The 22303-nt window shown below is 69.5% G+C and carries 29 protein-coding genes; 20 read left to right on the top strand and 9 right to left on the bottom strand.

The genetic code is table 11. The features are described 5' to 3' along the window. Positions 1–22: 22 nt before the first annotated feature. From sufD to D4739_RS13585, 7 genes are read left to right on the top strand one after another with little or no spacing between them, the layout of a single operon-like run. Entirely contained in the window at positions 23–1228 is a 1206-nt protein-coding gene (gene sufD, locus D4739_RS13555) for a Fe-S cluster assembly protein SufD (protein WP_120061117.1), read from the top strand. Beyond that, positions 1228–1578, top strand: coding sequence for a non-heme iron oxygenase ferredoxin subunit (locus tag D4739_RS13560; RefSeq protein ID WP_120061118.1), 351 nt, complete (start codon positions 1228–1230; stop codon positions 1576–1578). Before sufD ends, D4739_RS13560 begins: the two co-directional genes overlap by 1 nt. Positions 1579–1610: 32 nt before the next feature. Beyond that, entirely contained in the window at positions 1611–2381 is a 771-nt protein-coding gene (gene sufC, locus D4739_RS13565; protein ID WP_120061119.1) for a Fe-S cluster assembly ATPase SufC, read from the top strand. Positions 2382–2383: 2 nt separating this feature from the next. Next, positions 2384–3676, top strand: coding sequence for a cysteine desulfurase (locus D4739_RS13570; RefSeq protein WP_120061120.1), 1293 nt, complete (start codon positions 2384–2386; stop codon positions 3674–3676). 5 nt (positions 3677–3681) lie between these two features. Continuing rightward, the gene (gene sufU / locus D4739_RS13575) at positions 3682–4131 is read left to right on the top strand and encodes a Fe-S cluster assembly sulfur transfer protein SufU (RefSeq protein ID WP_120061907.1); all 450 of its coding nucleotides are present in this window, start codon (positions 3682–3684) and stop codon (positions 4129–4131) included. Then, positions 4128–4439 (top strand): metal-sulfur cluster assembly factor, encoded by a 312-nt coding sequence (locus D4739_RS13580; protein ID WP_120061121.1) that lies wholly within the window; start codon positions 4128–4130, stop codon positions 4437–4439. The genes sufU and D4739_RS13580 overlap by 4 nt, the downstream gene beginning before the upstream one ends. A 27-nt stretch (positions 4440–4466) precedes the next feature. Continuing rightward, positions 4467–4946 carry an ASCH domain-containing protein gene (locus tag D4739_RS13585; RefSeq protein WP_120061122.1) on the top strand — a complete coding sequence of 160 codons (480 nt, stop codon included), beginning with the start codon at positions 4467–4469 and terminating at the stop codon, positions 4944–4946. Here the strand turns inward: D4739_RS13585 and D4739_RS13590 are convergent, their stop codons facing one another. Further along, on the bottom strand, positions 4947–5687 hold the full coding sequence (locus tag D4739_RS13590; RefSeq protein ID WP_120061123.1) for a PIG-L deacetylase family protein: 741 nt from the start codon (positions 5685–5687) through the stop codon (positions 4947–4949). It abuts the gene before it with no gap. 42 nt (positions 5688–5729) lie between these two features. Here D4739_RS13590 and D4739_RS13595 point away from each other — a divergent pair, with 42 nt between their 5' ends. Both D4739_RS13595 and D4739_RS13600 read left to right on the top strand, forming a co-directional pair. After that, positions 5730–6344: an acVLRF1 family peptidyl-tRNA hydrolase gene (locus D4739_RS13595; protein ID WP_120061124.1), complete on the top strand. Its 615-nt coding sequence runs from the start codon at positions 5730–5732 to the stop codon at positions 6342–6344. 31 nt (positions 6345–6375) lie between these two features. Next, positions 6376–7266, top strand: coding sequence for a phosphotransferase (locus D4739_RS13600; RefSeq protein WP_120061125.1), 891 nt, complete (start codon positions 6376–6378; stop codon positions 7264–7266). Between the two features lie 3 nt (positions 7267–7269). On the opposite strand, the gene ypfJ is transcribed toward D4739_RS13600, so the two are convergent. Beyond that, positions 7270–8208 carry a KPN_02809 family neutral zinc metallopeptidase gene (ypfJ, locus tag D4739_RS13605; protein ID WP_120061126.1) on the bottom strand — a complete coding sequence of 313 codons (939 nt, stop codon included), beginning with the start codon at positions 8206–8208 and terminating at the stop codon, positions 7270–7272. Positions 8209–8266: 58 nt separating this feature from the next. Here ypfJ and D4739_RS13610 point away from each other — a divergent pair, with 58 nt between their 5' ends. The 4 genes from D4739_RS13610 to D4739_RS13625 are packed head-to-tail and all read left to right on the top strand — an operon-like array spanning position 8267 to position 12812. Beyond that, entirely contained in the window at positions 8267–9865 is a 1599-nt protein-coding gene (locus tag D4739_RS13610) for an ABC-F family ATP-binding cassette domain-containing protein (protein ID WP_120061127.1), read from the top strand. A gap of 21 nt (positions 9866–9886) precedes the next feature. Further along, positions 9887–11761, top strand: a complete 1875-nt coding sequence (locus tag D4739_RS13615) for an ABC transporter ATP-binding protein (protein WP_120061128.1) — start codon at positions 9887–9889, stop codon at positions 11759–11761. A gap of 47 nt (positions 11762–11808) precedes the next feature. Then, complete coding sequence (locus tag D4739_RS13620; RefSeq protein WP_238473654.1) at positions 11809–12024, top strand: hypothetical protein; 216 nt, start codon at positions 11809–11811, stop codon at positions 12022–12024. A 32-nt stretch (positions 12025–12056) separates the two neighbouring features. Further along, positions 12057–12812 (top strand): SDR family oxidoreductase, encoded by a 756-nt coding sequence (locus D4739_RS13625; RefSeq protein WP_120061130.1) that lies wholly within the window; start codon positions 12057–12059, stop codon positions 12810–12812. A 13-nt stretch (positions 12813–12825) separates the two neighbouring features. Here the strand turns inward: D4739_RS13625 and D4739_RS13630 are convergent, their stop codons facing one another. Continuing rightward, entirely contained in the window at positions 12826–13593 is a 768-nt protein-coding gene (locus D4739_RS13630) for an SURF1 family cytochrome oxidase biogenesis protein (RefSeq protein ID WP_120061131.1), read from the bottom strand. 41 nt (positions 13594–13634) lie between these two features. Between D4739_RS13630 and moaA the strand changes: the two genes are divergently transcribed. After that, positions 13635–14633: a GTP 3',8-cyclase MoaA gene (gene moaA, locus D4739_RS13635; RefSeq protein WP_220699294.1), complete on the top strand. Its 999-nt coding sequence runs from the start codon at positions 13635–13637 to the stop codon at positions 14631–14633. Here moaA and D4739_RS13640 read toward each other — a convergent pair. Both D4739_RS13640 and D4739_RS13645 read right to left on the bottom strand, forming a co-directional pair. Continuing rightward, positions 14630–14866: a hypothetical protein gene (locus D4739_RS13640; protein WP_120061132.1), complete on the bottom strand. Its 237-nt coding sequence runs from the start codon at positions 14864–14866 to the stop codon at positions 14630–14632. The genes moaA and D4739_RS13640 overlap by 4 nt on opposite strands. Beyond that, complete coding sequence (locus D4739_RS13645) at positions 14863–15165, bottom strand: DUF3099 domain-containing protein (protein ID WP_120061133.1); 303 nt, start codon at positions 15163–15165, stop codon at positions 14863–14865. The genes D4739_RS13640 and D4739_RS13645 overlap by 4 nt, the downstream gene beginning before the upstream one ends. 75 nt (positions 15166–15240) lie before the next feature. Between D4739_RS13645 and D4739_RS13650 the strand changes: the two genes are divergently transcribed. Both D4739_RS13650 and D4739_RS13655 read left to right on the top strand, forming a co-directional pair. Then, positions 15241–15453 (top strand): dodecin, encoded by a 213-nt coding sequence (locus tag D4739_RS13650; RefSeq protein WP_120061134.1) that lies wholly within the window; start codon positions 15241–15243, stop codon positions 15451–15453. 5 nt (positions 15454–15458) lie between these two features. Continuing rightward, positions 15459–15965, top strand: a complete 507-nt coding sequence (locus D4739_RS13655) for a SixA phosphatase family protein (RefSeq protein ID WP_182920422.1) — start codon at positions 15459–15461, stop codon at positions 15963–15965. 10 nt (positions 15966–15975) lie between these two features. On the opposite strand, the gene serB is transcribed toward D4739_RS13655, so the two are convergent. Both serB and D4739_RS13665 read right to left on the bottom strand, forming a co-directional pair. After that, positions 15976–17190, bottom strand: coding sequence for a phosphoserine phosphatase SerB (gene serB / locus D4739_RS13660; RefSeq protein WP_120061136.1), 1215 nt, complete (start codon positions 17188–17190; stop codon positions 15976–15978). Positions 17191–17235: 45 nt separating this feature from the next. After that, the gene (locus D4739_RS13665) at positions 17236–17913 is read right to left on the bottom strand and encodes a hypothetical protein (RefSeq protein WP_120061137.1); all 678 of its coding nucleotides are present in this window, start codon (positions 17911–17913) and stop codon (positions 17236–17238) included. Between the two features lie 36 nt (positions 17914–17949). Between D4739_RS13665 and D4739_RS13670 the strand changes: the two genes are divergently transcribed. From D4739_RS13670 to D4739_RS13685, 4 genes are read left to right on the top strand one after another with little or no spacing between them, the layout of a single operon-like run. Continuing rightward, the gene (locus D4739_RS13670) at positions 17950–18747 is read left to right on the top strand and encodes an ABC transporter ATP-binding protein (protein WP_120061138.1); all 798 of its coding nucleotides are present in this window, start codon (positions 17950–17952) and stop codon (positions 18745–18747) included. A 56-nt stretch (positions 18748–18803) separates the two neighbouring features. Then, positions 18804–19250: an NfeD family protein gene (locus D4739_RS13675; protein WP_120061139.1), complete on the top strand. Its 447-nt coding sequence runs from the start codon at positions 18804–18806 to the stop codon at positions 19248–19250. A 13-nt stretch (positions 19251–19263) separates the two neighbouring features. Beyond that, positions 19264–20187 carry an SPFH domain-containing protein gene (locus tag D4739_RS13680; RefSeq protein ID WP_120061140.1) on the top strand — a complete coding sequence of 308 codons (924 nt, stop codon included), beginning with the start codon at positions 19264–19266 and terminating at the stop codon, positions 20185–20187. Next, positions 20184–20957 carry a sulfite exporter TauE/SafE family protein gene (locus D4739_RS13685; protein ID WP_120061141.1) on the top strand — a complete coding sequence of 258 codons (774 nt, stop codon included), beginning with the start codon at positions 20184–20186 and terminating at the stop codon, positions 20955–20957. The genes D4739_RS13680 and D4739_RS13685 overlap by 4 nt, the downstream gene beginning before the upstream one ends. Here the strand turns inward: D4739_RS13685 and D4739_RS13690 are convergent. Then, positions 20950–21321 carry a DUF4267 domain-containing protein gene (locus D4739_RS13690; protein ID WP_120061142.1) on the bottom strand — a complete coding sequence of 124 codons (372 nt, stop codon included), beginning with the start codon at positions 21319–21321 and terminating at the stop codon, positions 20950–20952. The two genes, D4739_RS13685 and D4739_RS13690, sit on opposite strands and share 8 nt — an antisense overlap. Positions 21322–21352: 31 nt before the next feature. Next, positions 21353–22300 carry an alpha/beta hydrolase gene (locus D4739_RS13695; RefSeq protein WP_120061143.1) on the bottom strand — a complete coding sequence of 316 codons (948 nt, stop codon included), beginning with the start codon at positions 22298–22300 and terminating at the stop codon, positions 21353–21355. Positions 22301–22303: the final 3 nt, after the last annotated feature.

Consider the following 22303-nt stretch of genomic DNA (forward strand, 5'->3'; position numbering starts at 1 on the left):
CCCGAATGACGAAAGACCTGACGTGACTGTTACTGCAGACAACCTCGCCGCTGCCCTGGAGCGGGTGGAGTCCCACCTCCACCCCGTGGGCTCGTTCGAGCTGGCCGACCACACGGTTCCTACGGGCCGTGAGGAGATCTGGCGCTTCACGCCGATCAAGCGACTCCGTGGCCTCCACGACTCCGCGCCGCTCGGCGGCTCGGCCTACGACGCCGTGATCGACGCGCCCTCGGGCGTGCTCGTCGACCGGCTCCACGGCACGGCCGCCGACGCCGTTCGCGGCACCAGTGGGTTCATCCCGATCGACCGGATCAGCGCTCGTGCCTGGGAGGCCGCAAAGCGCACCCTCTCGGTCCGGATCCCGACCGAGCTGGTTGCCGACGAGCCGATCTTCGTGACCCTCAAGGGCACTGCCACCGACGAGGACGAGGCGACCGCGACCCACGTCGTGCTCACCGCCGAGCCGTTCTCCAAGGCGACGGTCGTGTTCCGCTTCGAGGGCTCGATGACGCTGGCCGACAACGTCGAGATCGTGGTCGGCGACGGCGCGCAGCTCACTGTCGTCTCCATCGACGACTGGGCCGACGACGCCGTCCACGTGGGCCACCGCCACATCAAGGTCGGCCGCGACGCCACCTTCAAGCACGTCGACGTCACGTTCGGCGGTGACGTGGTCCGCCACGACACCACCGCCGAGTACGCCGGCCCGGGCGGCTCCGTCGAGATGCTCGGCCTGTACTTCGCCGACGCCGGCCAGTACATCGAGCACCGTCTCTTCGTCGACCACACCGCGCCCAACACCAAGAGCCACGTGGTCTACAAGGGTGCGCTGCAGGGCGAGGGCGCCCACACGGTCTGGATCGGTAACGTCCTGATCCGCAAGGTCGCCGAGGGCATCGAGACCTACGAGGAGAACCGCAACCTGGTCCTCACCGACGGTTGCCGCGCCGACTCCGTGCCCAACCTGGAGATCGAGACCGGCGAGATCGAGGGCGCGGGCCACGCGTCCGCGACCGGCCGCTTCGACGACGAGCAGCTCTTCTACCTCCGCTCGCGCGGCATCGACGAGAAGGAAGCCCGCCGCCTGGTCGTGCACGGCTTCTTCAACGACCTGATCCGCAAGATCGACGTGCCGGAGCTCGAGGAGAGCCTCTTCGCGACCGTCGAGGCCGAGCTGGCCAAGACCGTCCTCGCCGAGCTCGTCGAGCCGGCTGAGGCGAGCGCCTGATGGCCTTCGTCCGCGCCTGCGCGCTTGCCGACGTGCCGACCGACGAGGCCCTCGCGGTCACCGTCGACCGCTACGACCTGGCGATCGCCCGCCACGAGGACGAGGTCTTCGCGCTGCAGGACCTCTGCTCGCACGCAGCCGTCGCGTTGAGCGAGGGCGAGGTCGAGGACTGCCGCATCGAGTGCTGGCTGCACGGCTCGCACTTCGACCTGCGCACCGGCAAGCCCACGTCGTTCCCTGCCACCGAGCCGGTCGCAACGTTCCCTGTGGAAATCAAGGACGACGGCGACGGCGTCCGATCGATCTACGTCGACACGACGACCACGCTCAACGGCGTCCAGCCGAGCTGACCCCACAAATTTTTCGGAAGAGAGAGACACAGATGAGCACGCTGGAGATCAAGGACCTGCACGTCACCGTCGAGACCGAGGACGGTGCCAAGGAGATCCTCAAGGGCGTCACCCTCACCATCGAGGACGGCTCGACGCACGCCATCATGGGCCCCAACGGCTCGGGCAAGTCGACGCTGGCCTACTCGATCGCGGGTCACCCGAAGTACACCATCACCGGGGGCACCGTGACCCTCGACGGCGAGGACGTCCTCGCGATGTCCGTCGACGAGCGCGCGCGGGCCGGACTCTTCCTGGCCATGCAGTACCCCGTCGAGGTCCCCGGCGTCTCGGTCTCGAACTTCCTGCGCACTGCGAAGACCGCCCTCGACGGTGAGTCCCCGAAGCTCCGCACCTGGGTCAAGGACGTCAACGGCGCGCTCGAGAAGATGAACCTCGACCCGACGTTCTCCGCTCGCTCGGTCAACGAGGGCTTCTCCGGTGGCGAGAAGAAGCGCCACGAGATCGCCCAGCTCGACCTGCTCGACCCGAAGGTCGCGCTCCTCGACGAGATCGACTCCGGCCTCGACATCGACGCGCTGAAGGTCGTCTCCGACGGCATCAACCGCTTCGCCGAGCGCGACGGCAAGGGTGTCCTGCTGATCACGCACTACACGCGCATCCTGCGCTACGTGAAGCCGGACTTCGTCCACGTCTTCGTCAACGGCCGCATCGCCGAAGAGGGTGGCCCGGAGCTGGCCGACCAGCTCGAGGCCGAGGGCTACGACAAGTACATCAAGGCTGACCAGCAGGAACTGGTCTGATCATGACTGGCGCCCCTGGCCAGCTGGCCCTCCCGGGCCTGCTCTCCGATCTGGAAGTGATCCGCAAGGACTTCCCGATCCTTGAGCGCACCCTCGCGGGTGGTCAGCCGCTGGTCTACCTCGACAGCGCGAACACCTCCCAGAAGCCCCAGATCGTCATCGACACGATGGTCGACCACCTGGAGCGTCACAACGCGAACATCGCGCGCGCCATGCACCAGCTCGGTGCGGAGTCGACCGAGGCGTTCGAGGAGGGTCGTGACAAGGTCGCGGCGTTCCTCGGTGCACCGTCGCGCGACGAGGTGATCTTCACGAAGAACGCCTCCGAGGCGATCAACCTGGTCGCCAACACGCTCGCCTGGTCGGGACCGTTCCAGGTGGGGCCGGGTGACGAGATCGTCATCACCGAGATGGAGCACCACTCCAACATCGTGCCGTGGCAGCTGCTCACCGAGCGCACGGGCGCGACGCTGAAGTGGTTCGGGGTGACCGACGACGGCCAGCTGGACCTGTCCAACATCGACGAGCTGATCACCGAGCGCACCAAGGTCGTCTCCTTCACCTGGGTGTCCAACATGCTTGGCACGATCAACCCGGTGGCCGCGATCACGCGGCGTGCGCACGAGGTCGGCGCGCTCGTCGTCGTCGACGCGGCGCAGGCTGCTCCCGTGCTGCCGATCAACCTCGCAGGCATGGCCCCCGAGGAGCGCCCCGACTTCGTGGCCTTTACCGGTCACAAGGTCGTCGGCCCGACCGGCATCGGCGTCCTGTGGGGCCGCGGCGACGTGCTTGCCCAGCTGCCTCCGTTCCTCGGCGGCGGGGAGATGATCGCCACGGTGACGATGGCGAAGTCGACGTACGCCGGGATCCCGCACCGCTTCGAGGCCGGCACCCCGCCGATCGTCGAAGCCGTCGGTCTCGGTGCCGCGGTCGAGTACCTCGGCCATGTCGGGCTGGACCGGATCCACGCCCACGAGCAGGCGATCACCGGCTACGCGCTCGCTGGCCTGCGGACGATTCCCGGGCTGACCATCCTGGGCCCCGCTGACGCAGCGGCTCGTGGTGGCGCGATCTCCTTCGAGCTCGAGGGCGTGCACCCGCACGACATCGCCCAGGTGCTCGACAGCCGCGGCGTCGCCGTGCGCGCCGGGCACCACTGCGCCAAGCCGGCGCACCAGCGCTTCGGCGTCCAGGCCTCAACGCGGATGTCGTCGTACCTCTACACGACCCCGGCCGAGATCGACGCGTTGGTCGACGGCCTGGAATACACCCGCTCTTACTTCAAGTTGGTGTGAGCACGATGGATCTCGATGCGCTGTACCAGGACATCATCCTGGACCACTACAAGAACCCACTCCACAAGGGCCTGCGGGACCCCTTCGAGGCAGAGGTGCACCACGTCAACCCCACGTGCGGTGACGAGATCACGCTGCGCGTGCACCTGAGCAACGGTGTGGTGGAGGACGTCTCCTACGACTCGATGGGTTGCTCGATCTCCCAGGCGTCGGCCTCCGTGCTGGCGGACCTGGTGATCGGCAAGACCGTCGACGAGGCGATGGGCATCCACGAGACGTTCCAGACGCTGATGCAGGGCAAGGGCAAGATCGAACCCGACGAGGACGTGCTGGAGGACGGCATCGCCTTCGCGGGTGTAGCGAAGTTCCCGGCACGCGTGAAGTGCGCTTTGCTGTCATGGATGGCGTGGAAGGACGCGACGGCTCAGATCGTCGCCCAGGAGGAGAACGCATGAGCACCACCACGGTCGAAGAGGTCACCGAGGCGATGAAGGACGTCGTCGACCCCGAGCTCGGGATCAACGTCGTCGACCTGGGCCTGGTCTACGGCGTCCACGTCGAGGGCACCAACGTCACTCTCGACATGACGCTGACGTCCGCGGCCTGCCCGCTGACCGACGTCATCACCGACCAGACCAACGCCGCACTCGAGGGACTCGCCTCCGAGGTCGCGATCAACTGGGTCTGGATGCCGCCGTGGGGCCCGGACAAGATCACCGACGACGGCCGCGAGCAGCTGCGCGCCCTCGGCTTCAACGTCTGACCGATACCTCCGGACTAGGTTGGGCGTATGGCAGAGGACGCGCTCAACCACTTCTGGAACCTGGCGCGCGAGCACGCGCGCCTGGTGGACATCCCGGGCTACTTCGGCGCGACGCCTCTGGGCGCCGTGCCGCCACCAGCATGGTCCTTCGGGGACAGCGCGGAGCTCGCTGACCGCCTGCTGCGCCTGGTGCTCGACGGCACCAAGACCGCGACCGCGAGCCTTGCGTCCGACTACGCCGCGGAGGACGAGCCGCTGCCCGAACCCGGGACGCTCGGCATCGTGATCGACGGTGCGGGCAACCCGCGGGCTCTGCTCGCGACCACGGAGGTGCGGGTGGTCCCGTTTGCCGACGTCGACGCGGAGCATGCGTGGCTCGAGGGGGAGGGCGACCGCGCGCTGGCGACCTGGCGGGCCGACCACGCGCGCTTCTTCGGGTGCTCCGCAGACGAGGCACCCGGGCCGGACGTCGTGCTCGAGCGGTTCGCGGTCATCTACCAGCAGTGACTACATCTCGATCGGGGCCTGGAAGTCCCACGCGCGGAAGAGCACCGCGTTCGGCACCCCCATCGCCTGGCCCTGTGCCGTGGTGATCCACTCGATCAGGTCGCGGGGCGCCGGGTGCCAGGGGAGCGCGGCGAGGTAGGCCTCGTGCGCCTCGAGCGAGGCGACGCCAGCCTCGATCGGGGCACCGGTCACGTCGACGCCGTGTGTCGGGTTGTCGGCACCGCTGACGATGAACCAGCGGGGGCTGTGGGGCGTGAGCCCCTCGTCGACCAGGTCGGTGAAGACCCAGCGGTTGCCCGCGTCGCGCACGGCGTCAAGGGTTGCCAGGCCGGCAGCACGGTGGTCAGCCTGGTTGAGCATGCCCATGAACTCCACGTCCCACGCGCCGGTGACGACGGCGTCGGGGCGGAACTCGCGGATCGCTCGGGCGATGTCGCGGCGCAGGTCGAGCCCGTAGACCAGCATCCCGTCCGGGTGCTCCAGGAAGTCGACCCGCTCGACACCGACGGCACGACAGCCGGTCCGCTGCTCCTCCATCCGGAGGCGCGCGGTCTCCTCGGGTTGCATCGTGTCGATGCCCGCCTCGCCGCGGGTCAGCAGCAGGTAACGGACCTCGACACCGGACGCCGTCCACGCGGCAACGGCCGCCGACGCGCCGTATTCCATGTCGTCAGGATGCGCGACCACGCAGAGCACACGCTCGAAGGTGTCGCTGGGCAGTGCAGGCAGGAGCTCGGTCATGCCTTCGAAGGTAGACCTCGCCGACCGCTAGCGTCAGGGGTTGTGAACACCGTCTTCGTGCCGCCGCCCCGGTTGCCCCGCTGGGTGGCCAACTTCGCCGAGGGCCACGGCGGGGCGACCTACACGCTGGCCGACGGCGCCCTACGAGGCGACGCGAGCGACCGCTCGTGGTTCGTGGCGCGGTTGCCCTTCGACGCGGCGTACACGGGGGAGCCGGAGGCGACTGGCTTCGCGGCGGCCGCAGAGCAGGCGGTTCCGGCTGACTGGGGCGTGCTGCTGGTCAGGAAGGGCGGCTTCGCGGTCGCACGGCTCGCCGGGACGACGGTGGGGGAGAGCAAGACCGGGCAGCGCCATGTCCAGGGGCGCACCAAGGCAGGGGGCCAGAGCCAGCAGCGATTCGCCCGCAGGCGCGACAACCAGGCGCGTCAGGCGTACGACGCGGCGGCAGGCCATGCCGCGCGGATCCTCGGCGGGTTGACCGGCCCGGTCGTCGTCGGCGGTGACCGGACAGCCGTCGAGGCCGTGCTCGAGGAGCCCGCTCTGCGCTCCCTTTCCGTCAAGGGGCCCTTCCTCACGGTCCCTGATCCGCGCCGCAGCGTGCTCGAGGAGGCGATCGTGCGGGCAATCTCTGTCCAGGTCCACGTCGTCAATGCCTGACGTGGGCCCCCATCGCCGCTAGCCTGCGGCCATGTGGCAGCCCGAGGCGCACTGGCAGCGCCTGCAGAGCGGGATGGGTGCGTCGACGCTCGGCGTCTGGCGTGACGGTGACCTGATCATCAAGCGGCTCACCGCTCCGACCCCGGATGACGCGCCTGAGCTGGAGATGCGGCGCCACGCGGCGTACTGGCGGCGAGCTGCTGACGTGGCCGCTTCCGGTGTCGTCGAGGCGACGCCCGGGCTCCGGGGGCCGGCAGTGGCGCGGATGGACGAGGATTCCGAAGGGGTCACCTTCGCCTATGCCGCGGTCGAGCCGGTGCATCTCACTGGTCCGTTCGTTGCCCGAGCCCTCGGGCGCTTCGCGGGTGCCGAGATCGGGGATCACGGCTGGCTCGCGCACAACCAGCTCGCGGACCGGCTGGCCACCACGGAGCGACGGGGTGGCTGGACGACACTCGCGCGGACCACGGTCGCTGACCTCGCGGACCGGCTCTGGTCGCGCCGTGCCCACTTCCTGACGGCCATCGCGGAGCTGCCGCAGGTGCCCCAGCACGGGGACCCGGTCCCGGCCAACCTGCTGGGCCGTGACGGTGAGGACGTCCTCGCCATCGACTGGTCCAACCTGGGCCGTGGCCCCGTCGGCGCCGACCTCGGCTACTGGTCGCTCTCCGCGCGTGAGGACTTCGACGTCCTCCTCCAGGCGTACGTCGAGGGGTTGCCGCCCGGCGTCGGCAGCATCGACCAAGCCCGGCTCGGGGCCCAGGTGACCGCGGTCTACACCGCGCTGTCGCGGGCGGACTGGGCCCTGGCGCGTGCTGCCGAGGGGGACGGTGCGCTCGCGGCGAAGTACCGCCACCCGAGCGTGGCGCCGTACCTCACCGCGTTGCAGCGTCAGTTCCCGCAGCTGGAGGCGTTGATCTGAGGCTCAGTCCCAGATGGACCGGCAGACCTCGGGGCTGCTTCCCTGGTAGCCGGCCTGGAAGGACTGCATGCGCTGTTCGGACGAACCGTGCGTCCACCCGTCAGGGTTCACCGAGCCCTGGGTCTTCTTCTGGATGGAGTCGTCACCGACCGTCTTGGCGGCATTGATCGCCTCGCGGATGTCGTCGTCGTCGATGACCTCGAAGATGGCAACGCCCTTGTCGTCCTGCACGCCCGTCGCAGCCTTGGTCCAGGCCCCTGCGTAGCAGTCGGCCTCGAGCTCGAGCTTCACCGCGTCGCTGTTCTCGCCCTGCTGGGTGCGGACGTTCTTCATCTCGCCGGTGATGTTCTGGATGTGGTGGCCGTACTCGTGCCCGAGGACGTAGGCCTCGACGAAGTCAGCGTTCTCGCCGCCGAGCTGGCCCTCGAAGATCTGCTCGTAGAACGACGGGTCCTGGTAGATGGTCTGGTCGGCAGGGCAGTAGAACGGGCCCATGCCGGAGCTGGCGGAGCCGCACGCGGTGCTGGTGTTGCCGGTGAACGTGACGACCGGGGCCACCTTGAACTTGCCGTCCGGGAGCTGCGTCTCCCAGTACTGCTCCAGCGAGTAGACGACCGCCTTGCGCGCGCAGTTGGCGTCCTCGTTGGCGTCCGCGCCGGTCTTGCACGCGTCGTACGTGCTGGTGTCGCCCTGCTGCTGGGTGGGCGTGTCGGACTGGCCGAGGCTCGGGCCCGGAAGGCCGCCGCTGGTGCACATCTGCAGGATCACGTAGAGCACGATGATCACGATCGTGCCCTTGATGCCCATGCCGCCGGGGATCGGGATCCGTGGGCCGCTGCCGCCGCCGAGCCCACCTCCGCCGAGGCCGCCGCCGAGCCCACCACCTCCGCCGCCGGTGCTGATGCGTCCGCCGCCGATGTCAGCCTTGGGGTTGAACCGCATGGTGGTGCCTTCCTGATGCAGGTCGCCGAGCCTTCCGCCCGTACACTAACCACCCGAGATGATCACTGCCCATAACGTCGAAGTCCGCGCCGGCTCGCGCCTCCTCATGGAGAACGTCAGCTTCCGCGTTGCAGCCGGGGACAAGGTCGGGCTGGTGGGTCGTAATGGCGCCGGCAAGACCACCCTCACCAAGATCCTCGCGGGGGACAACCAGCCTGCCGCGGGCACCGTCACGCGCTCGGGAGAGCTGGGCTACCTGCCCCAGGACCCGCGCACGGGTGACCCCGAGGTCCTGGCCCGCGACCGGATCCTGTCCGCGCGCGGTCTCGACGAGGCGGTGCGCAACCTGCGGGCGGCCGAGATCGAGATGGCCGACCCCGACCCGGCAGTCGCCGAGAAGGGCATGCGCCGGTACTCCCGCGCGGTCGACGAGATGCAGGCCGGCGGTGGCTACTCCGCGGAGTCCGAGGCTGCCACCATCGCGGCCAGCCTGGGCATCGAGGAGCGCATCCTGGCGCAGCCGCTGAAGACGCTCTCCGGTGGCCAGCGCCGCCGGATCGAGCTCGCGCGGATCCTGTTCTCCGGCGCCGAGACGATGATCCTCGACGAGCCGACCAACCACCTCGACGCCGACTCGATCGTCTGGCTGCGCGGCTTCCTCCAGAACCACAAGGGCGGGCTGATCGTGATCAGCCACGACACCGAGCTGCTCGAAGCCACGATCAACAAGGTCTACCACCTCGACGCCAACCGTGCCGAGATCGACATCTACAACCTCGGTTGGAAGGCCTACCTCCAGCAGCGCGAGACCGATGAGGCCCGCCGCAAGCGCGAGCGCCTCAACGCCGAGAACAAGGCCAAGACGCTCACCGACCAGGCCAACCGCATGCGTGCGCGTGCCTCGGGTGCATCGGCTGCCCAGTCCATGCTCAAGCGGGCCGAGCGCCTCAAGGCCGGCATCGAGGGCGAGCGGGTGCAGGACAAGGTCGCCGCGATCAAGTTCCCGGCTCCGGCTCCCTGTGGCAAGACGCCGCTCATGGGCGAGGACCTCTCGAAGTCCTACGGCGCGCTGGAGATCTTCACCGCCGTCGACCTCGCGATCGACAAGGGTTCGCGCGTCGTCATCCTCGGACTCAACGGCGCGGGCAAGACGACGATGCTGCGCATCCTGGCCGGCGCCACCCAGCCGGACACGGGCAGGCTGATCGCGGGACATGGCCTCAAGATCGGCTACTACGCGCAGGAGCACGAGACGCTCGACGTCAACCGCACCGTGCTGCAGAACATGCAGAGCGCCGCGCCGCAGCTGACCGACGTCGAGGCTCGCCAGGTCCTCGGCTCGTTCCTCTTCTCCGGTGACGACGCGCACAAGCCGGCCGGCGTACTCTCCGGCGGCGAGAAGACCCGCCTCGCGCTGGCGGCACTGGTCGTGTCGAGCGCCAACGTCCTGCTGCTCGACGAGCCGACCAACAACCTCGACCCCGCCTCGCGCGAAGAGGTGTTGAACGCGATCCGCAGCTACCAGGGTGCGATCATCCTGGTCACGCACGACGAGGGCGCTGTGCGTGCGCTGGAGCCGGACCGGGTGCTGCTGCTCCCGGACGGCGACGAAGACCTGTGGAGCGACGACTACGCCGACCTCGTGTCGCTGGCCTGATTCGACGAGGAGGAGACCGCAATGTCCGGCATGCAGGGAATGGGCCCGATGATGCGGACTCTCCGCACCGATCGGTCGGTGGTCAACCAGCGGCTGTCTCGTGACACCGTGCGCCGCATCTTCGGGTTCGCGCGCCCGTTGCGCCCGCTGATCGCGGCGTTCCTCGTGCTGACGGTGGTCGACGCCTGCATGGTGGTGGTCAGCCCGCTCCTGGTCCAGCGGATCGTCGACGACGGCATCCTGAAGAACGACGGGGGACTGGTCACGCAGCTCGCGTTGATCATGGCCGGCGTGGCCGTGATCTCGGCACTGCTCGCGGTCGCGTCCGGGCTGCTGTCCTCACGCATCGGCGAAGGGCTGATCTACGACCTGCGCACCCAGGTCTTTGCGCATGTGCAGCGGCAGTCGCTGGCGTTCTTCACCCGCACGCAGACCGGTGCGCTGGTCTCCCGGCTGAACAACGACGTGATGGGTGCCCAGCGTGCCTTCACGTCGACGCTGTCGAGCACGGTCTCCAACCTGATCTCGGTGGTCGTGGTCGGCATCGCGATGATCGCGCTCTCGTGGCAGGTCACGCTGCTCTGCCTGGTGCTCTTCCCGATCCTGTTCCTGTCCTCCCGCATCGTCGGAGGCAAGCTCGCCGGCCTCGCGCGCACGCAGATGGACGGCAACGCCGACATGGGCAATGCGATGACCGAGCGCTTCAACGTCGGTGGCGCGATGCTCTTGAAGCTCTTCGGTCGCCGTGACGAGGAGGACGCGAGCTTCGCCGCGAAGGCAGGAAACGTCCGCGACATCGGCATCCGCATCGCGCTGGTGACCCGGATCTTCGGCGCGACGCTCATGCTGATCCCGGCCCTCGCCACCGCCCTGGTCTACGGCGTCGGCGGCAACCTCGTCATCGACGAGGAGCTGACGGTCGGGACACTGCTCGCCCTGGCAACCCTCCTGCTCCGGCTGCTCGGCCCGCTGCAGGGACTCTCCAACGTCCGCGTCGACGTGATGACCGCCCTGGTCAGCTTCGACCGGGTCTTCGAGGTGCTGGACCTGCCCTCGACGATCCAGGAGAAGCCGTCCGCTGTAGTGCTGCCCGCTTCGGCGGCGTCGCTGGAGTTCTCCAACGTCGCGTTCACCTATCCGCGCGCGGAGGACGTCTCGCTGGCCTCCCTCGAATCGGTTGCCCGCCGCGAGTCCCGCGACGTGCGCGAGGTCATCCACGACGTCTCGTTCACCGTCTCGCCCGGACAGATGGTCGCGCTGGTCGGCCCGTCGGGCGCCGGCAAGACGACGCTCACGCACCTCGTCGCCCGGCTGTACGACGTGACCGCCGGTGCCGTCCGGATCGGCGGCTACGACGTGCGCGACGTGACACTGGAGTCGCTCGAGGCCCAGGTGGGTTACGTGACCCAGGACGCCCACATGTTCCACGACACGATCCGCGCCAACCTCGTCTATGCCCGTCCGGACGCCTCCGATGACGAGATCTGGGCGGCGCTCGCTGCGGCGCAGATCGCGCCGCTGATCCAGGGTCTGCCCGACGGGCTGGAGACGGTCGTCGGTGACCGTGGCTACCGGCTCTCCGGCGGTGAGCGGCAGCGGCTCGCGATCGCGCGGTTGCTCCTGAAGGCGCCCGCCATCGTCGTACTCGATGAGGCGACGGCCCACCTGGACTCCGAGTCCGAGGTCGCGGTCCAGCGTGCACTCGACGCCGCTCTGGCCGGCCGGACGTCGCTGGTGATCGCGCACCGGCTCTCCACGATCCGGCACGCCGACCAGATCCTCGTGGTCGACGAAGGCCGCGTCGTCCAGGCCGGATCGCACGAGGCGCTGCTCGCCGCCGGGGGCCTGTACGCGGAGCTGCACGCCACACAGTTCGCCCGCAGCAACGACGGCTGACACTGTCGATGCCGCACTCGGGGCATATCGGGCGCATACTGGTAGAGATGACTACCACGCCCGCACGTCGCCGCCTGTCCAGCAGCCCGTTTGCGGTTGCCCCCGAGCCTGTCATCCTCTCGTGGGAGATGGATGAGCTGGTCTGCCACGACTCCTACGGGATGGGTCGCATCATCAACGTCGAGGCCGCTGCGGTCACCGTTGACTTCCGCCCCCAGAAGGTGCGGATCGCGAGCCCCTACCCGAAGCTCGGCAAGCTCTGAGGGTCTGAGCCCGACTCGCTAGGGTCGTCGGCATGGACCTGCACCTGACAGACCGTGTCTACATCGTCACCGGTGGCTCGCGGGGCCTCGGCCTCGCCACTGCCGAGGTGCTGATCGAGGAAGGCGCGCACGTCGTGCTCTCCGGACGGCACGAGGACTCCCTCGAAGCCGCCGTTGACGGGCTGGGGGAACGCGCGATCGGCGTGGTCGCCGACAACGCCGACCCGGGGACTCCGCAGCTCCTCATCGCCAAGGCGCTGGAGACGTGGGACCGCCTCGACGGCGCTCTCGTCTCGGTCGGTGGCCCCAAGGCGGGCAACGTGACGGACAGCAAGGACGAGGACTGGTCCGCCGCATTCAACAGTGTCTTCCTGGGCGCGGTCAGGCTCGGGCGCGAGATTGCCGCGGCGTTGCCCGCAGGCGGGAGCATCGCCTATGTGCTGTCCAGCTCCGTGAAGGCCCCTGTGCCCGGCCTGGCCATCAGCAACGGGCTGCGTCCGGGCCTGGCGATGGTCGCCAAGAGCCTGGCCGACGAGGTCGGTCCGAAGGGCGTCCGCGTCAACGGGTTGCTCCCCGGGCGCATCGACACCGACCGGTTGCGCGAGCTCGACGCACTCGGCGGCGACCCGCAGGCGGCCAGGGCAAAGGCCGTCACCAGCATTCCCCTGGGGAGATACGGCGAGGCCGCGGAGTTCGGCCGGGCGGCTGCGTTCCTGCTCAGCCCGTTGGCCTCGTACGTCACCGGCGCGATGTTGCCGGTCGACGGCGGGCTGATCCGCTCGCTCTGACCCGTCGCCGGAGTCAGCCCTGGCGGCGAGGAGCCTTGCGAGCGGTGAGGATCCGCCACTCGTCGTACGCGAGGTAGCCGAAGCCGAAGATCGCGAGCACCCCGAAGAACCACCACTGCAGCCCGTAGAAGAAGTGCGGGCCGTTGCCCAGGTCAGGAAGCTCGCCAGCGCGCAGTGCGGTCGCTGGCTCCGGCGACTCCTTGTCGAGCTGCACGAACCCCTGGTACGTCGTGAGGCCCGTCTCGGCGGCAATGGTCCGGCTCGAGATGGCGCGAGTCGAGACCGCACCGCCTTCGCCGCTGACGGCGGTCGACTCGCCCGTGGCGTCCGCACGCGCCCAGCCGGTCACGGTGACCGTGCCCGTCGGGGGATCCGGGATGTCGGCGAGCTGTGCCGTCGCCGTGTCGGTGGCCAGCCAGCCGCGGTCGATGAGGACGGCAGTCCCGGAGGACGTCACCAGCGGCACCACGACCTCGACACCGGAGTTGCCCTCATAGGTGCGGTACCGCACCTGGACGGTGTGCTCGACGTCGTACGTGCCGGTGGCCGTGATGCGCGTCCACTCGGCCGATGCGGGCACGGACCGGGAGGTCGAGAGGACGGTCGAGACAGGGACCGCAGACGCCGACTCGTTGCGCTCGATCACCGCATTGCGGTCCCGGCGATCCTCGAGCCGGTGGAACTGCCACTCGCCGAGCCACCAGGCAACGTAGGCGAGCAGGCCGACGATGATCGCAAAGAGGACCCATCGCCGGCTCACCAGGAATGAGAGCGAACGCACCGGGCGAGGGTATCTGCCACCCCCGCACCTAGGATGAGCAGGTGACGACACTTGCGCTGGGGGACCGCTACGGCCGCGTGGCCACGGACCTCCGCGTCTCGTTGACCGACCGGTGCAACCTCCGCTGCTCGTACTGCATGCCGGCGGAGGGTCTCGACTGGATGCCGGACGAGAAGATGCTCACGGACGACGAGATCGTCCGGCTGATCACGATCGGTGTGGAGCGCCTCGGCATCCGTGAGGTGCGCTTCACCGGTGGCGAGCCGCTCGTACGCCGCGGCCTCCTCGACGTCGTACGACGCACGAAGCAGCTCGAGCCGACCCCCGACGTGTCGATCACCACCAATGCGCTCGGCCTGTCCCGCATGGCGACCGCGCTCGTCGACGCGGGGCTCGACCGGATCAACGTGAGCCTGGACTCGATCCGTCCGGAGACGTTCACCGAGATCACCCGGCGTGACCGGCTCAAGGACGTCATCGCCGGCCTGGAGGCTGCGCACGACGCCGGGCTCACTCCGATCAAGATCAACGCCGTGCTGATGCGCGGCATCAACGACGACCAGGCTCCCGAGCTGCTGGCCTGGTGCGTCGAGCGCGGCTACGAGCTGCGGTTCATCGAGCAGATGCCCCTCGACGCCCAGCACGACTGGAAGCGCGCCGAGATGGTCACCGCCGAGGAGATCCTCACGTCGCTCTCGACGCGGTTCACCCTCACCCCGGCGCGAGAGCCGCGGGGGAGTGCTCCCGCCGAGCTGTGGAACGTCGACGGCACCAGTTCGACCGTCGGCGTGATCGCCAGTGTCACCCGCCCGTTCTGCGGCGACTGCGACCGGGTGCGGCTCACGGCCGACGGTCAGGTGCGCAACTGCCTCTTCGCCCGCGAGGAGTCCGACCTGCGCACGTCCATGCGCGCCGGGGCGAGCGATGACGAGCTGGCGATCCGCTGGGTTGCCGCCATGCGCGGCAAGCGCGCGGGTGCCGGCATCGATGACCCGTCGTTCCTCCAGCCCGACCGCCCGATGAGCGCGATCGGCGGTTAGGTCGGGTCGACGCCTTCGGGTGTGAAGTCCGCGATCGCCTCGGTCTCGCGCAGGAACCCCCGCGCGGTCAGGAAAGCGGTCAGCGACTCCCGGTGGGAGTCGCACGCCAGCCACGCCTTGCGGCGATCGGGCGTGTGGATCTTGGGGTTGTTCCAGCGCAGGGCCCAGGCAGCGTCGGCCTGGCAGCCCTTCGCGGAGCAGAGGGGCGCTTCAGTCGTGGGGGAGTCATTCATGCCGGCGGGAGCATCCCACGCTGGCTGCCGGGGCTCTGCATCGCCGGTCCGTCGTCGCGCTTGGTGGCGGCGTTGGCCATGACCACCGCTACATAGGGAAGGAAGACCGCGCCGATGATCATCACCCAGAGCAGCCAGCCGTCCTTGACCACGACTGCGCCGACCACGCACGCCGTGCGGATCGCCATCGAGATCAGGTAGCGACGCTGCCGGTGACCGAGCTCGTCGTCGACCGACTGAGGTGCCGTCGTGATGACGATCGCCTCGTCCCCGCCGTGTCGACGGTCCCGATGTCGCATGCCCCCAGCCTACGTCGCGGCGTACGTCGGTAGGCTCGGGGTGTCGCATCGTCCGCACCACCTGGAGGCCCTGCCATGTCGAACCGCACCTACCGCGTCACCGAGATCGTCGGCACGTCGCCGGACGGCATCGACCAGGCCATCCGCAACGGCATCGAGCGGGCCAGCAAGACCCTGCGCCACATCGACTGGTTCGAGATGACCCAGGTTCGCGGCCAGGTGAAGGACGGTGCCGTCGAGCACTTCCAGGTCGGCCTGAAGATTGGTTTCCGGCTCGAGGACGAGTGACTCAGGTGTCCCACACCCTGGTGCTGCTACGCCACGCCCACGCCGAGGGCTGGGCAGCGTCGGATGCCGACCGGGCGCTCGCGCCCCACGGCGTCGACGCGGCCGGGCGGGTTGCTGCCTGGCTTCGTGAGCAGGGCATCCAACCCGAGGTCGCGCTCGTGTCAGCGGCCGTTCGCACGCAGCAGACCTGGATGACAGTGGCGGCGGACGCGGGCTGGACGGTCGTCCCCGTGATCGACGCCGGCCTCTACACAGCCAGCCCTGACAGTGCGCTGGACACGATTCGCCTCACCGACGAGTCCGTCGGGACCCTGCTCGTGCTCGGCCACAACCCGACGATCCACTACCTCGCCCAGATCCTGTGCGACGGGCAGGGCGACCCGGCTGCCGAGACGGAGCTGCTGTCAGGCTTCGCGCCCGCCTCGGTGGCCGTCCTCGAGGTCGACGTGCCGTGGGCACGCCTGTCCGAGGGCTACGGCCGGCTCCGCGCGGTGCGGCCCGGGGAGAGCTAGACCGGGGGAGTTAGACCGGGGGAGCTGGCGTGACGATGCCGGCCTCGGCATCCGCTGCCTCGACCTCTTCGCGGCTGATGCCGAGCAGGTAGATGATCGTGTCGAGGTAGGGCACGTTGACGGCCGTGTCCGCGGCCTCCTGCACGACCGGCTTGGCGTTGTAGGCGATGCCCAGCCCCGCGGCGTTCAGCATGTCGAGGTCGTTGGCGCCGTCGCCGATCGCGATCACCGACTTCTCCGGTACGCCGAGCTCGGCGGCGAAGGCGCGGAGCGACGACGCCTTCCCGGCCCGGTCCACCACGTCGCCGACGATGCGACCGGTGAGCTTGCCGTTGACGATCTCGAGCTCGTTGGCGCGCGCGAAGTCGAACCCGAGGTCGGCCGCGATCCGGTCGGTGACCTGCGAGAACCCGCCCGACACCATGGCGAACCGGTAGCCCAGGCGCTTGAGGGTGCGGACCATCGTGCGCGCCCCGGGGGAGAGCAGGATGCCGTCGTAGACCTTGTCGAGAGCAGACGCGTCGAGCCCTTCGAGCAGTGCGACCCGCGAGCGCAGGGACTCCTCGAAGTCGATCTCGCCGCGCATCGCGGCCTCGGTGACCCGGGCGACCTCGGGCTCGCACCCGGCGTACGCCGCGAGCATCTCGATGACCTCGCCCTGGACCAGTGTCGAGTCGACGTCCATCACGATCAGGCGCGCGGCGCGACGCAGGAGGCTGACCTCCTGGACCGCGACGTCGACGCTGAACGGGCGGGTCTCGGTGACCAGTGCCGTGCGCAGTGCGTCGGTCGGGATCCCCGAGACGAGCAGCTCGATCGCGGTGACCGGGTAGCGCGCCATCCGCTTGATGCTGTCGATGTTGCCGCCCAGGTCGGCGATCCGGCCTGCCACGCCGGCCATTGCGGACGCCTTGAGCGGCGAGCCGATCACGGTCACGTGGTTGCGGTGCGGGGGCAGCGGGTTGGCGTCACCGCTGCGGCGCTGGATGGTGGCGTGCATGCCGAGGTCCGTGGCCGCTTCCTCGACGGCACGGCGGAGCTTCTTCGCGTTGCGTGGCTCCGTGACCAGGACACCGAGGACCAGGCGTCCGCGGAGCACGATCTGCTCGAGGTCGACGACCGCGACGCCCGAGGCGGAGAGCACCTCGAAGATGGCCGACGTGACGCCGGGCCGGTCGTCGCCGGTGAGGGTGATCAGCAGGGTTTCAGCAGTGGCATCAGTCATGACGCGCTGAGGTTATCGCCCTCGGGTGTCGACACCGCGCCGCGATCAGGGTGCGGGCGGCCACACCTCGGGTGAGCAGGCGGCGACCAGCGCACGTCGTGCCGCGGCTTCGAGCGGGCTCAGCTCCTCGATGGGTGCGAGGTCGGCGATCGCCCACGCCTGCAGGGCACGCGCCGCCAGGTCGACGCACAGGGCGGGTGTCCCGGCAGGAGCGTGCGGCATGTGCCGGTGGCGCAGGTTCAGCAACGCGTCAGCGAGCTCAGGCAGCTCATGGCCCAGCTGGCGGCCGTCGAGTCGGTGGGCCGTGGTCGCCAGGGTGTGCCGGAGCCCGCGGTCTGCCTCGCCCAGGTCGGGGAGCTGGCGGCGAGCCGCAGGCAGGCACTGCCACACCACGCCGTGTCCCGCACGGTGCGGGATGAGTCCCAGCCCCGCTCCGGCCAGGACCACGGCCTCGCCCGTGTCGAGCGCGGCCGTGTTGAAGTCCGCGGGACCGCCGAGGCCCAGCGGATCACCGTCGGCGGGCAGCGCCAGACCGGCGGAGACGGCGCCCAGGTCGCGCAACGCGGGGAAGGCGAAGACCAGCGAGAGCGGCTCGTCGTGGCCCGGCAGGCCGGTCACGTGGTGGATGCCCTCGAGCGCGTCGATGACGTCGTCCAGCGCGGCGTCACCGCGGCGCCAGGCGGTCCACCACCAGGCGAAGGACGCGGCATCGGAGAGGGTCACATCGGGGAAGCGTACGGACTCGATAAGGTCGTCCGCATGTCCGCAGTCATCGAGTTCGCTGACGTCACCGTGCGTCGCGGGCAGGCCACCCTTCTCGACGCCGTCACCTGGACAGTCATGGAGGGCGAACGCTGGGTCGTGCTCGGTCCCAACGGCGCCGGCAAGACCACGCTCATGCAGGTCGCCAGCGCGCAGCTGCACCCGACCGCCGGACTTGCAGGCATCCTCGGCGAGGTGCTCGGAGCCGTGGACGTCTTCGACCTGCGCGCACGGATCGGCCTGACCAGCTCCGCGCTCGCGGAGCGGATCCCGCGCACCGAGCTCGTGCGCGACCTCGTCGTCTCCGCGTCGTACGGCGTCGTGGGGCGCTGGCGCGAGGAGTACGACGCGCTCGACCACGACCGCGCGGAGGCGCTGCTCGTCGAGCTGGGTGCCAAGCCGTTGATGGACCGCACGTTCGGCACGCTGAGCGAGGGTGAGCGCAAGCGCGTGCAGATCGCCCGCGCGCTGATGACCGACCCGGAGCTGCTGCTCCTCGACGAGCCCGGCGCGGGTCTCGACCTCGGCGGCCGCGAGGACCTCGTATCCACGCTCGCGCTGCTCGCCTACGACGAGCTCTCGCCGGCAACCGTGCTGGTCTCGCACCACGTCGAGGAGATCCCCCCGGGCTTCACCCACGCGCTCGTTCTGCGCAACGGCGGCGTCGTCGCCGCTGGTCCGATCAACGAGGTGATCACCGACAGCGTGCTGTCGGCGACCTTCGGGATGCCGCTCCACGTGACCCACGAGGACGGCCGCTGGCAGGCGCGTCGCTCGCACCGGCACCTCGGCTGATCCACAGCCTCGGAGGGTCACCTGCGCCTGTTGGCGAACCCGGATAGATTCCTGCCATGGACTGGATACGCGATCACGCGTGGGAAACCTGGCTCGGGATCGCCATCGTCCTGGCGGTCGCCGAGCTGGCGAGCATGGACCTCGTGTTGCTGATGCTGGCGCTCGGCGCCCTCGTCGGCATGGTCGCGGCGTTCGCGACGCTGGACGGCGTCCTTCAGGTCGTCGTGGCCGGTGTGGCGGCCGTGGCGGCCCTCGCGCTGGTGCGTCCGTCGCTGGTCCGTCGTCTGCACAGCAGCCCGGCCGCGCCACTCGGCATCGAGCGCTATGTCGGCAAGCAGGCCGTTGTCACGGAGCGGATCACCGGCCTCGAGTCGGGCTCGATCCGCCTCGACGGTGAGACGTGGACCGCCGCGGTGCAGTTCGACTACGAGACGCTCGAGCCGGGTCAGACCGTCGACGTCGTGGAAATCCGGGGCGCGACAGCCGTCGTGCGCCCGGCCTAAGAGGGGGAAGCACATGCCCGCAGTGGCAGTAGTACTGGTCCTCGCGCTGATCCTGGTCGTCGTCTTCCTGGCGAAGACCGTCCGGATCGTCCCGCAGGCCTTCGCAGGAGTCGTGGAGCGGTTCGGCAAGTACCACGCGACGCTGCCGGCCGGCCTCAACATGGTCGTGCCGTTCATCGACAACGTCCGCTACATGATCGACCTGCGCGAGAACGTCGTCTCGTTCCCGCCGCAGCCAGTCATCACCGAGGACAACCTGACCGTCTCCATCGACACGGTCATCTACTTCCAGGTGACCAACCCGGTCGCCGCGACCTACGAGATCGCCAACTACATCCAGGCGATCGAGCAGCTCACCATGACCACCCTGCGCAACATCGTCGGTGGCATGACCCTGGAGCACGCGCTGACGTCGCGCGACCAGATCAACAACGGTCTGCGCGGCGAGCTGGACGGTGCCACGGGCAAGTGGGGCGTCCGCGTGAACCGCGTCGAGCTCAAGGGCATCGACCCGCCGCCGTCGATCTCCGACGCGATGGAGCAGCAGATGCGCGCCGAGCGCTCCAAGCGCGCGGCGATCCTGACGGCTGAGGGCGAGCGCCAGTCGGCGATCCTCACCGCGGAGGGCAACAAGCAGGCCGCGATCCTCACCGCCGAAGGTGCCAAGACCTCGCTGATCCTGACCGCCGAGGGTGACCGTGAGGCTGCCATCCTCCGCGCTCAGGGTGAGGCGCAGGCCATCACAGCGGTCTTCGAGGCGATCCACGAGGGTCGCCCCGACCAGGAGCTGCTGGCCTACCAGTACCTCCAGGCGATGCCCAAGCTGGCCGAGGGCACGTCCAACAAGGTGTGGATCGTGCCGAGCGAGTTCAGCAAGGCCCTCGAGGGCATCGGTCAGCTCGCCAAGGGTCCCGACAGCGGCACGACGCAGAAGTGACCCTGGTCGAGGCGGCCGCCATCCTGCTCGCCGGGATGGCGGCCGGCACGATCAACACGGTCGTCGGCTCCGGCACCCTGGTCACGTTCCCGACGCTCCTCGCGTTCGGGGTGCCGCCGGTGACCGCCAACATCTCCAACGCGATCGGGCTCGTGCCGGGATCGGTGTCGGGTGCGGTCGGCTACCGGCGCGAGCTCGCCGGCCAGCGGGCGCGCGTCCTCCGGCTGGCCTCTGCGACGACCATCGGCGCGGCCGCTGGTGCAGGCCTGCTGCTGGTCCTGCCCTCGGGAGCCTTCGAGACGATCGTGCCGATGCTGATCCTGCTCGGTCTCGTCCTTGTCGTGCTGCAGCCGCGCATCTCGCGGGCCGTCGCTGCGCGCCACGCCCGGCTCGGCGGCAGCCTGCCCGAGCACGGAGCCCGGTGGGTGTGGCCGGCCATCGGGGGCGTCGGCGTCTACTGCGGCTACTTCGGCGCCGCGCAGGGCGTGCTCTGCATGGCGGTCCTCGGCATCGGCGTCGACGACTCGCTCCAGCGGCTCAACGCCGTCAAGAACGTGCTCGCCGCGCTCGGCAACGGCGTGGCCGGGGTTGTCTTCCTCGCGGTCGCGCTCGACCAGGTCGACTGGAGCATCGTCGGCCTGATCGCGGTCGGCGCAACGATCGGCGGCCAGCTCGGCGCAACGTGGGGTCGCAAGCTCCCGGCGCCGGCACTCCGAGCCCTGATCGTGCTGGTCGGCACGATCGCATTGGTCAGGTTTGTGATCAGCTGAGCCCTCGTCGGCTGATCCACAGCCCGGCGAGACCGGCCGCGACGGCGCCGAGCGCAGGAGCGGTGAGGAACGCACTCGTCGGCTTGCTGACGTAGCCGTCCCGCCCGGCGAGGTAGCCGGACGCTGCGTCGGCCGCGTCCACCGCGATGCCGGCGATCGCGACGTTGCGCCACGTCGTACCGCGGGCCGTCAGTGCGGCAGCCCCGAGCGCGATCTCCCGTGAGCCGAACATCCGCGACAGGTAGGGCGACTGTGGGTTGGCCTCGGCGTCGAGCCGGAAGAGCTTCGCGGCGAGCGCAGGGCAGAGGAACGACAGCAGGCCGATGGCGATGCGCCCGAGGGCGAGGCCGGTCACAGGGTTCATGCCCTCATCCAGTCATGCCAAGGGCCCGAGGTCAACGCACGTAGGCCGTGTGCCACCGGTCGAGCTCGTCGTAGACGTGCTTGCGGACTCCCGTGCGCGACAGCACCACGTCGTGCTTCGCGCCCGGGATCGCGACGCTCGTGACGTGGTTGCCGATCGCCGGCGCCCACTGCCGGACCTGCTTCACGTTGAGAACGATGTCGCGGGTGTGCGCGATCTCGCCCATCTCCTTGGGTGCGCCTGACTTCAACGAGCTGAGCACCAGCGTGGGCGCGTCGATGCCCAAGCCGCGGTGGAGCTCGAAGTGGCCCCGACGGATGGCCGCGAGCCAGCCGAGCCGCACCGGCCAGGACGTCGACGGCTTCCAGCCGAGGTCGTAGGTCCACTCGCCGTCGAAGTCCGCGTGCAGGCTCTCCCCGTAGATGCCGGACACGGTGCGCGGCAGCACCGTCATCGGGCGACGGGTGCCGATCTCCTGCACCAGCCGGGTGCCGAGCGTGCGCTGCCACTCGGGACCCTGCAGGTCGAACCAGGGGGAGTTGAGCACGAGACCTCGCGCCTCGGCCCCCCGATCGGCGGCCCACAGCGGCACGACCAGACCGCCGGTGGAGTGGGCGCTCAGGACGACGTGGTCGTGGCCATCGCGCTCCGTGATGAGTCGCCACGCCTCGTCCAGCTCGGGCCAGTACTCCCGCAGGTCGGCGACATAGTTGGGTGTCTGGTGTGGCCGGATCGAGCGGCCGTACTTGCGCAGGTCGAGGGCGTAGAAGTCGTAGCCCCGCTCGGCCCACCACTCGGCGTACTCCGTCTGGAAGAAGTAGTCGCAGAAGCCGTGCACGTGCAGGACGGCCTTGCGTGAGGTGCTGCCGGAACCCCGGCGCACCAGCGTCGCGACGACAGCGCCCTCATTGTCGGAGGGCAGGTCGATGGTCTCAGCGGTGTACGGCGCCCCGAGGACGTCGATCACGGGATCCGGCATGGG

The sequence above is a fragment of the Nocardioides cavernaquae genome, from assembly GCF_003600895.1.
Classification (GTDB): Bacteria; Actinomycetota; Actinomycetes; order Propionibacteriales; family Nocardioidaceae; genus Nocardioides; species Nocardioides cavernaquae.

Coding starts and splice junctions, on each gene's coding strand:
- D4739_RS13650 (WP_120061134.1), top strand. CDS start 15,241: ATGTCGAACCGCACCTACCGCGTCACCGAGATCGTCGGCACGTCGCCG.
- D4739_RS13690 (WP_120061142.1), bottom strand. CDS start 21,321: ATGAACCCTGTGACCGGCCTCGCCCTCGGGCGCATCGCCATCGGCCTG.
- ypfJ (WP_120061126.1), bottom strand. CDS start 8,208: ATGCGGTTCAACCCCAAGGCTGACATCGGCGGCGGACGCATCAGCACC.
- D4739_RS13625 (WP_120061130.1), top strand. CDS start 12,057: ATGGACCTGCACCTGACAGACCGTGTCTACATCGTCACCGGTGGCTCG.
- D4739_RS13580 (WP_120061121.1), top strand. CDS start 4,128: ATGAGCACCACCACGGTCGAAGAGGTCACCGAGGCGATGAAGGACGTC.
- D4739_RS13570 (WP_120061120.1), top strand. CDS start 2,384: ATGACTGGCGCCCCTGGCCAGCTGGCCCTCCCGGGCCTGCTCTCCGAT.
- D4739_RS13560 (WP_120061118.1), top strand. CDS start 1,228: ATGGCCTTCGTCCGCGCCTGCGCGCTTGCCGACGTGCCGACCGACGAG.
- D4739_RS13680 (WP_120061140.1), top strand. CDS start 19,264: ATGCCCGCAGTGGCAGTAGTACTGGTCCTCGCGCTGATCCTGGTCGTC.
- serB (WP_120061136.1), bottom strand. CDS start 17,190: ATGACTGATGCCACTGCTGAAACCCTGCTGATCACCCTCACCGGCGAC.
- D4739_RS13670 (WP_120061138.1), top strand. CDS start 17,950: ATGTCCGCAGTCATCGAGTTCGCTGACGTCACCGTGCGTCGCGGGCAG.
- D4739_RS13610 (WP_120061127.1), top strand. CDS start 8,267: ATGATCACTGCCCATAACGTCGAAGTCCGCGCCGGCTCGCGCCTCCTC.
- D4739_RS13615 (WP_120061128.1), top strand. CDS start 9,887: ATGTCCGGCATGCAGGGAATGGGCCCGATGATGCGGACTCTCCGCACC.
- sufU (WP_120061907.1), top strand. CDS start 3,682: ATGGATCTCGATGCGCTGTACCAGGACATCATCCTGGACCACTACAAG.
- D4739_RS13600 (WP_120061125.1), top strand. CDS start 6,376: ATGTGGCAGCCCGAGGCGCACTGGCAGCGCCTGCAGAGCGGGATGGGT.
- D4739_RS13640 (WP_120061132.1), bottom strand. CDS start 14,866: ATGAATGACTCCCCCACGACTGAAGCGCCCCTCTGCTCCGCGAAGGGC.
- D4739_RS13645 (WP_120061133.1), bottom strand. CDS start 15,165: ATGCGACATCGGGACCGTCGACACGGCGGGGACGAGGCGATCGTCATC.
- D4739_RS13695 (WP_120061143.1), bottom strand. CDS start 22,300: ATGCCGGATCCCGTGATCGACGTCCTCGGGGCGCCGTACACCGCTGAG.
- sufC (WP_120061119.1), top strand. CDS start 1,611: ATGAGCACGCTGGAGATCAAGGACCTGCACGTCACCGTCGAGACCGAG.
- D4739_RS13590 (WP_120061123.1), bottom strand. CDS start 5,687: ATGACCGAGCTCCTGCCTGCACTGCCCAGCGACACCTTCGAGCGTGTG.
- D4739_RS13675 (WP_120061139.1), top strand. CDS start 18,804: ATGGACTGGATACGCGATCACGCGTGGGAAACCTGGCTCGGGATCGCC.
- D4739_RS13585 (WP_120061122.1), top strand. CDS start 4,467: ATGGCAGAGGACGCGCTCAACCACTTCTGGAACCTGGCGCGCGAGCAC.
- D4739_RS13620 (WP_238473654.1), top strand. CDS start 11,809: ATGACTACCACGCCCGCACGTCGCCGCCTGTCCAGCAGCCCGTTTGCG.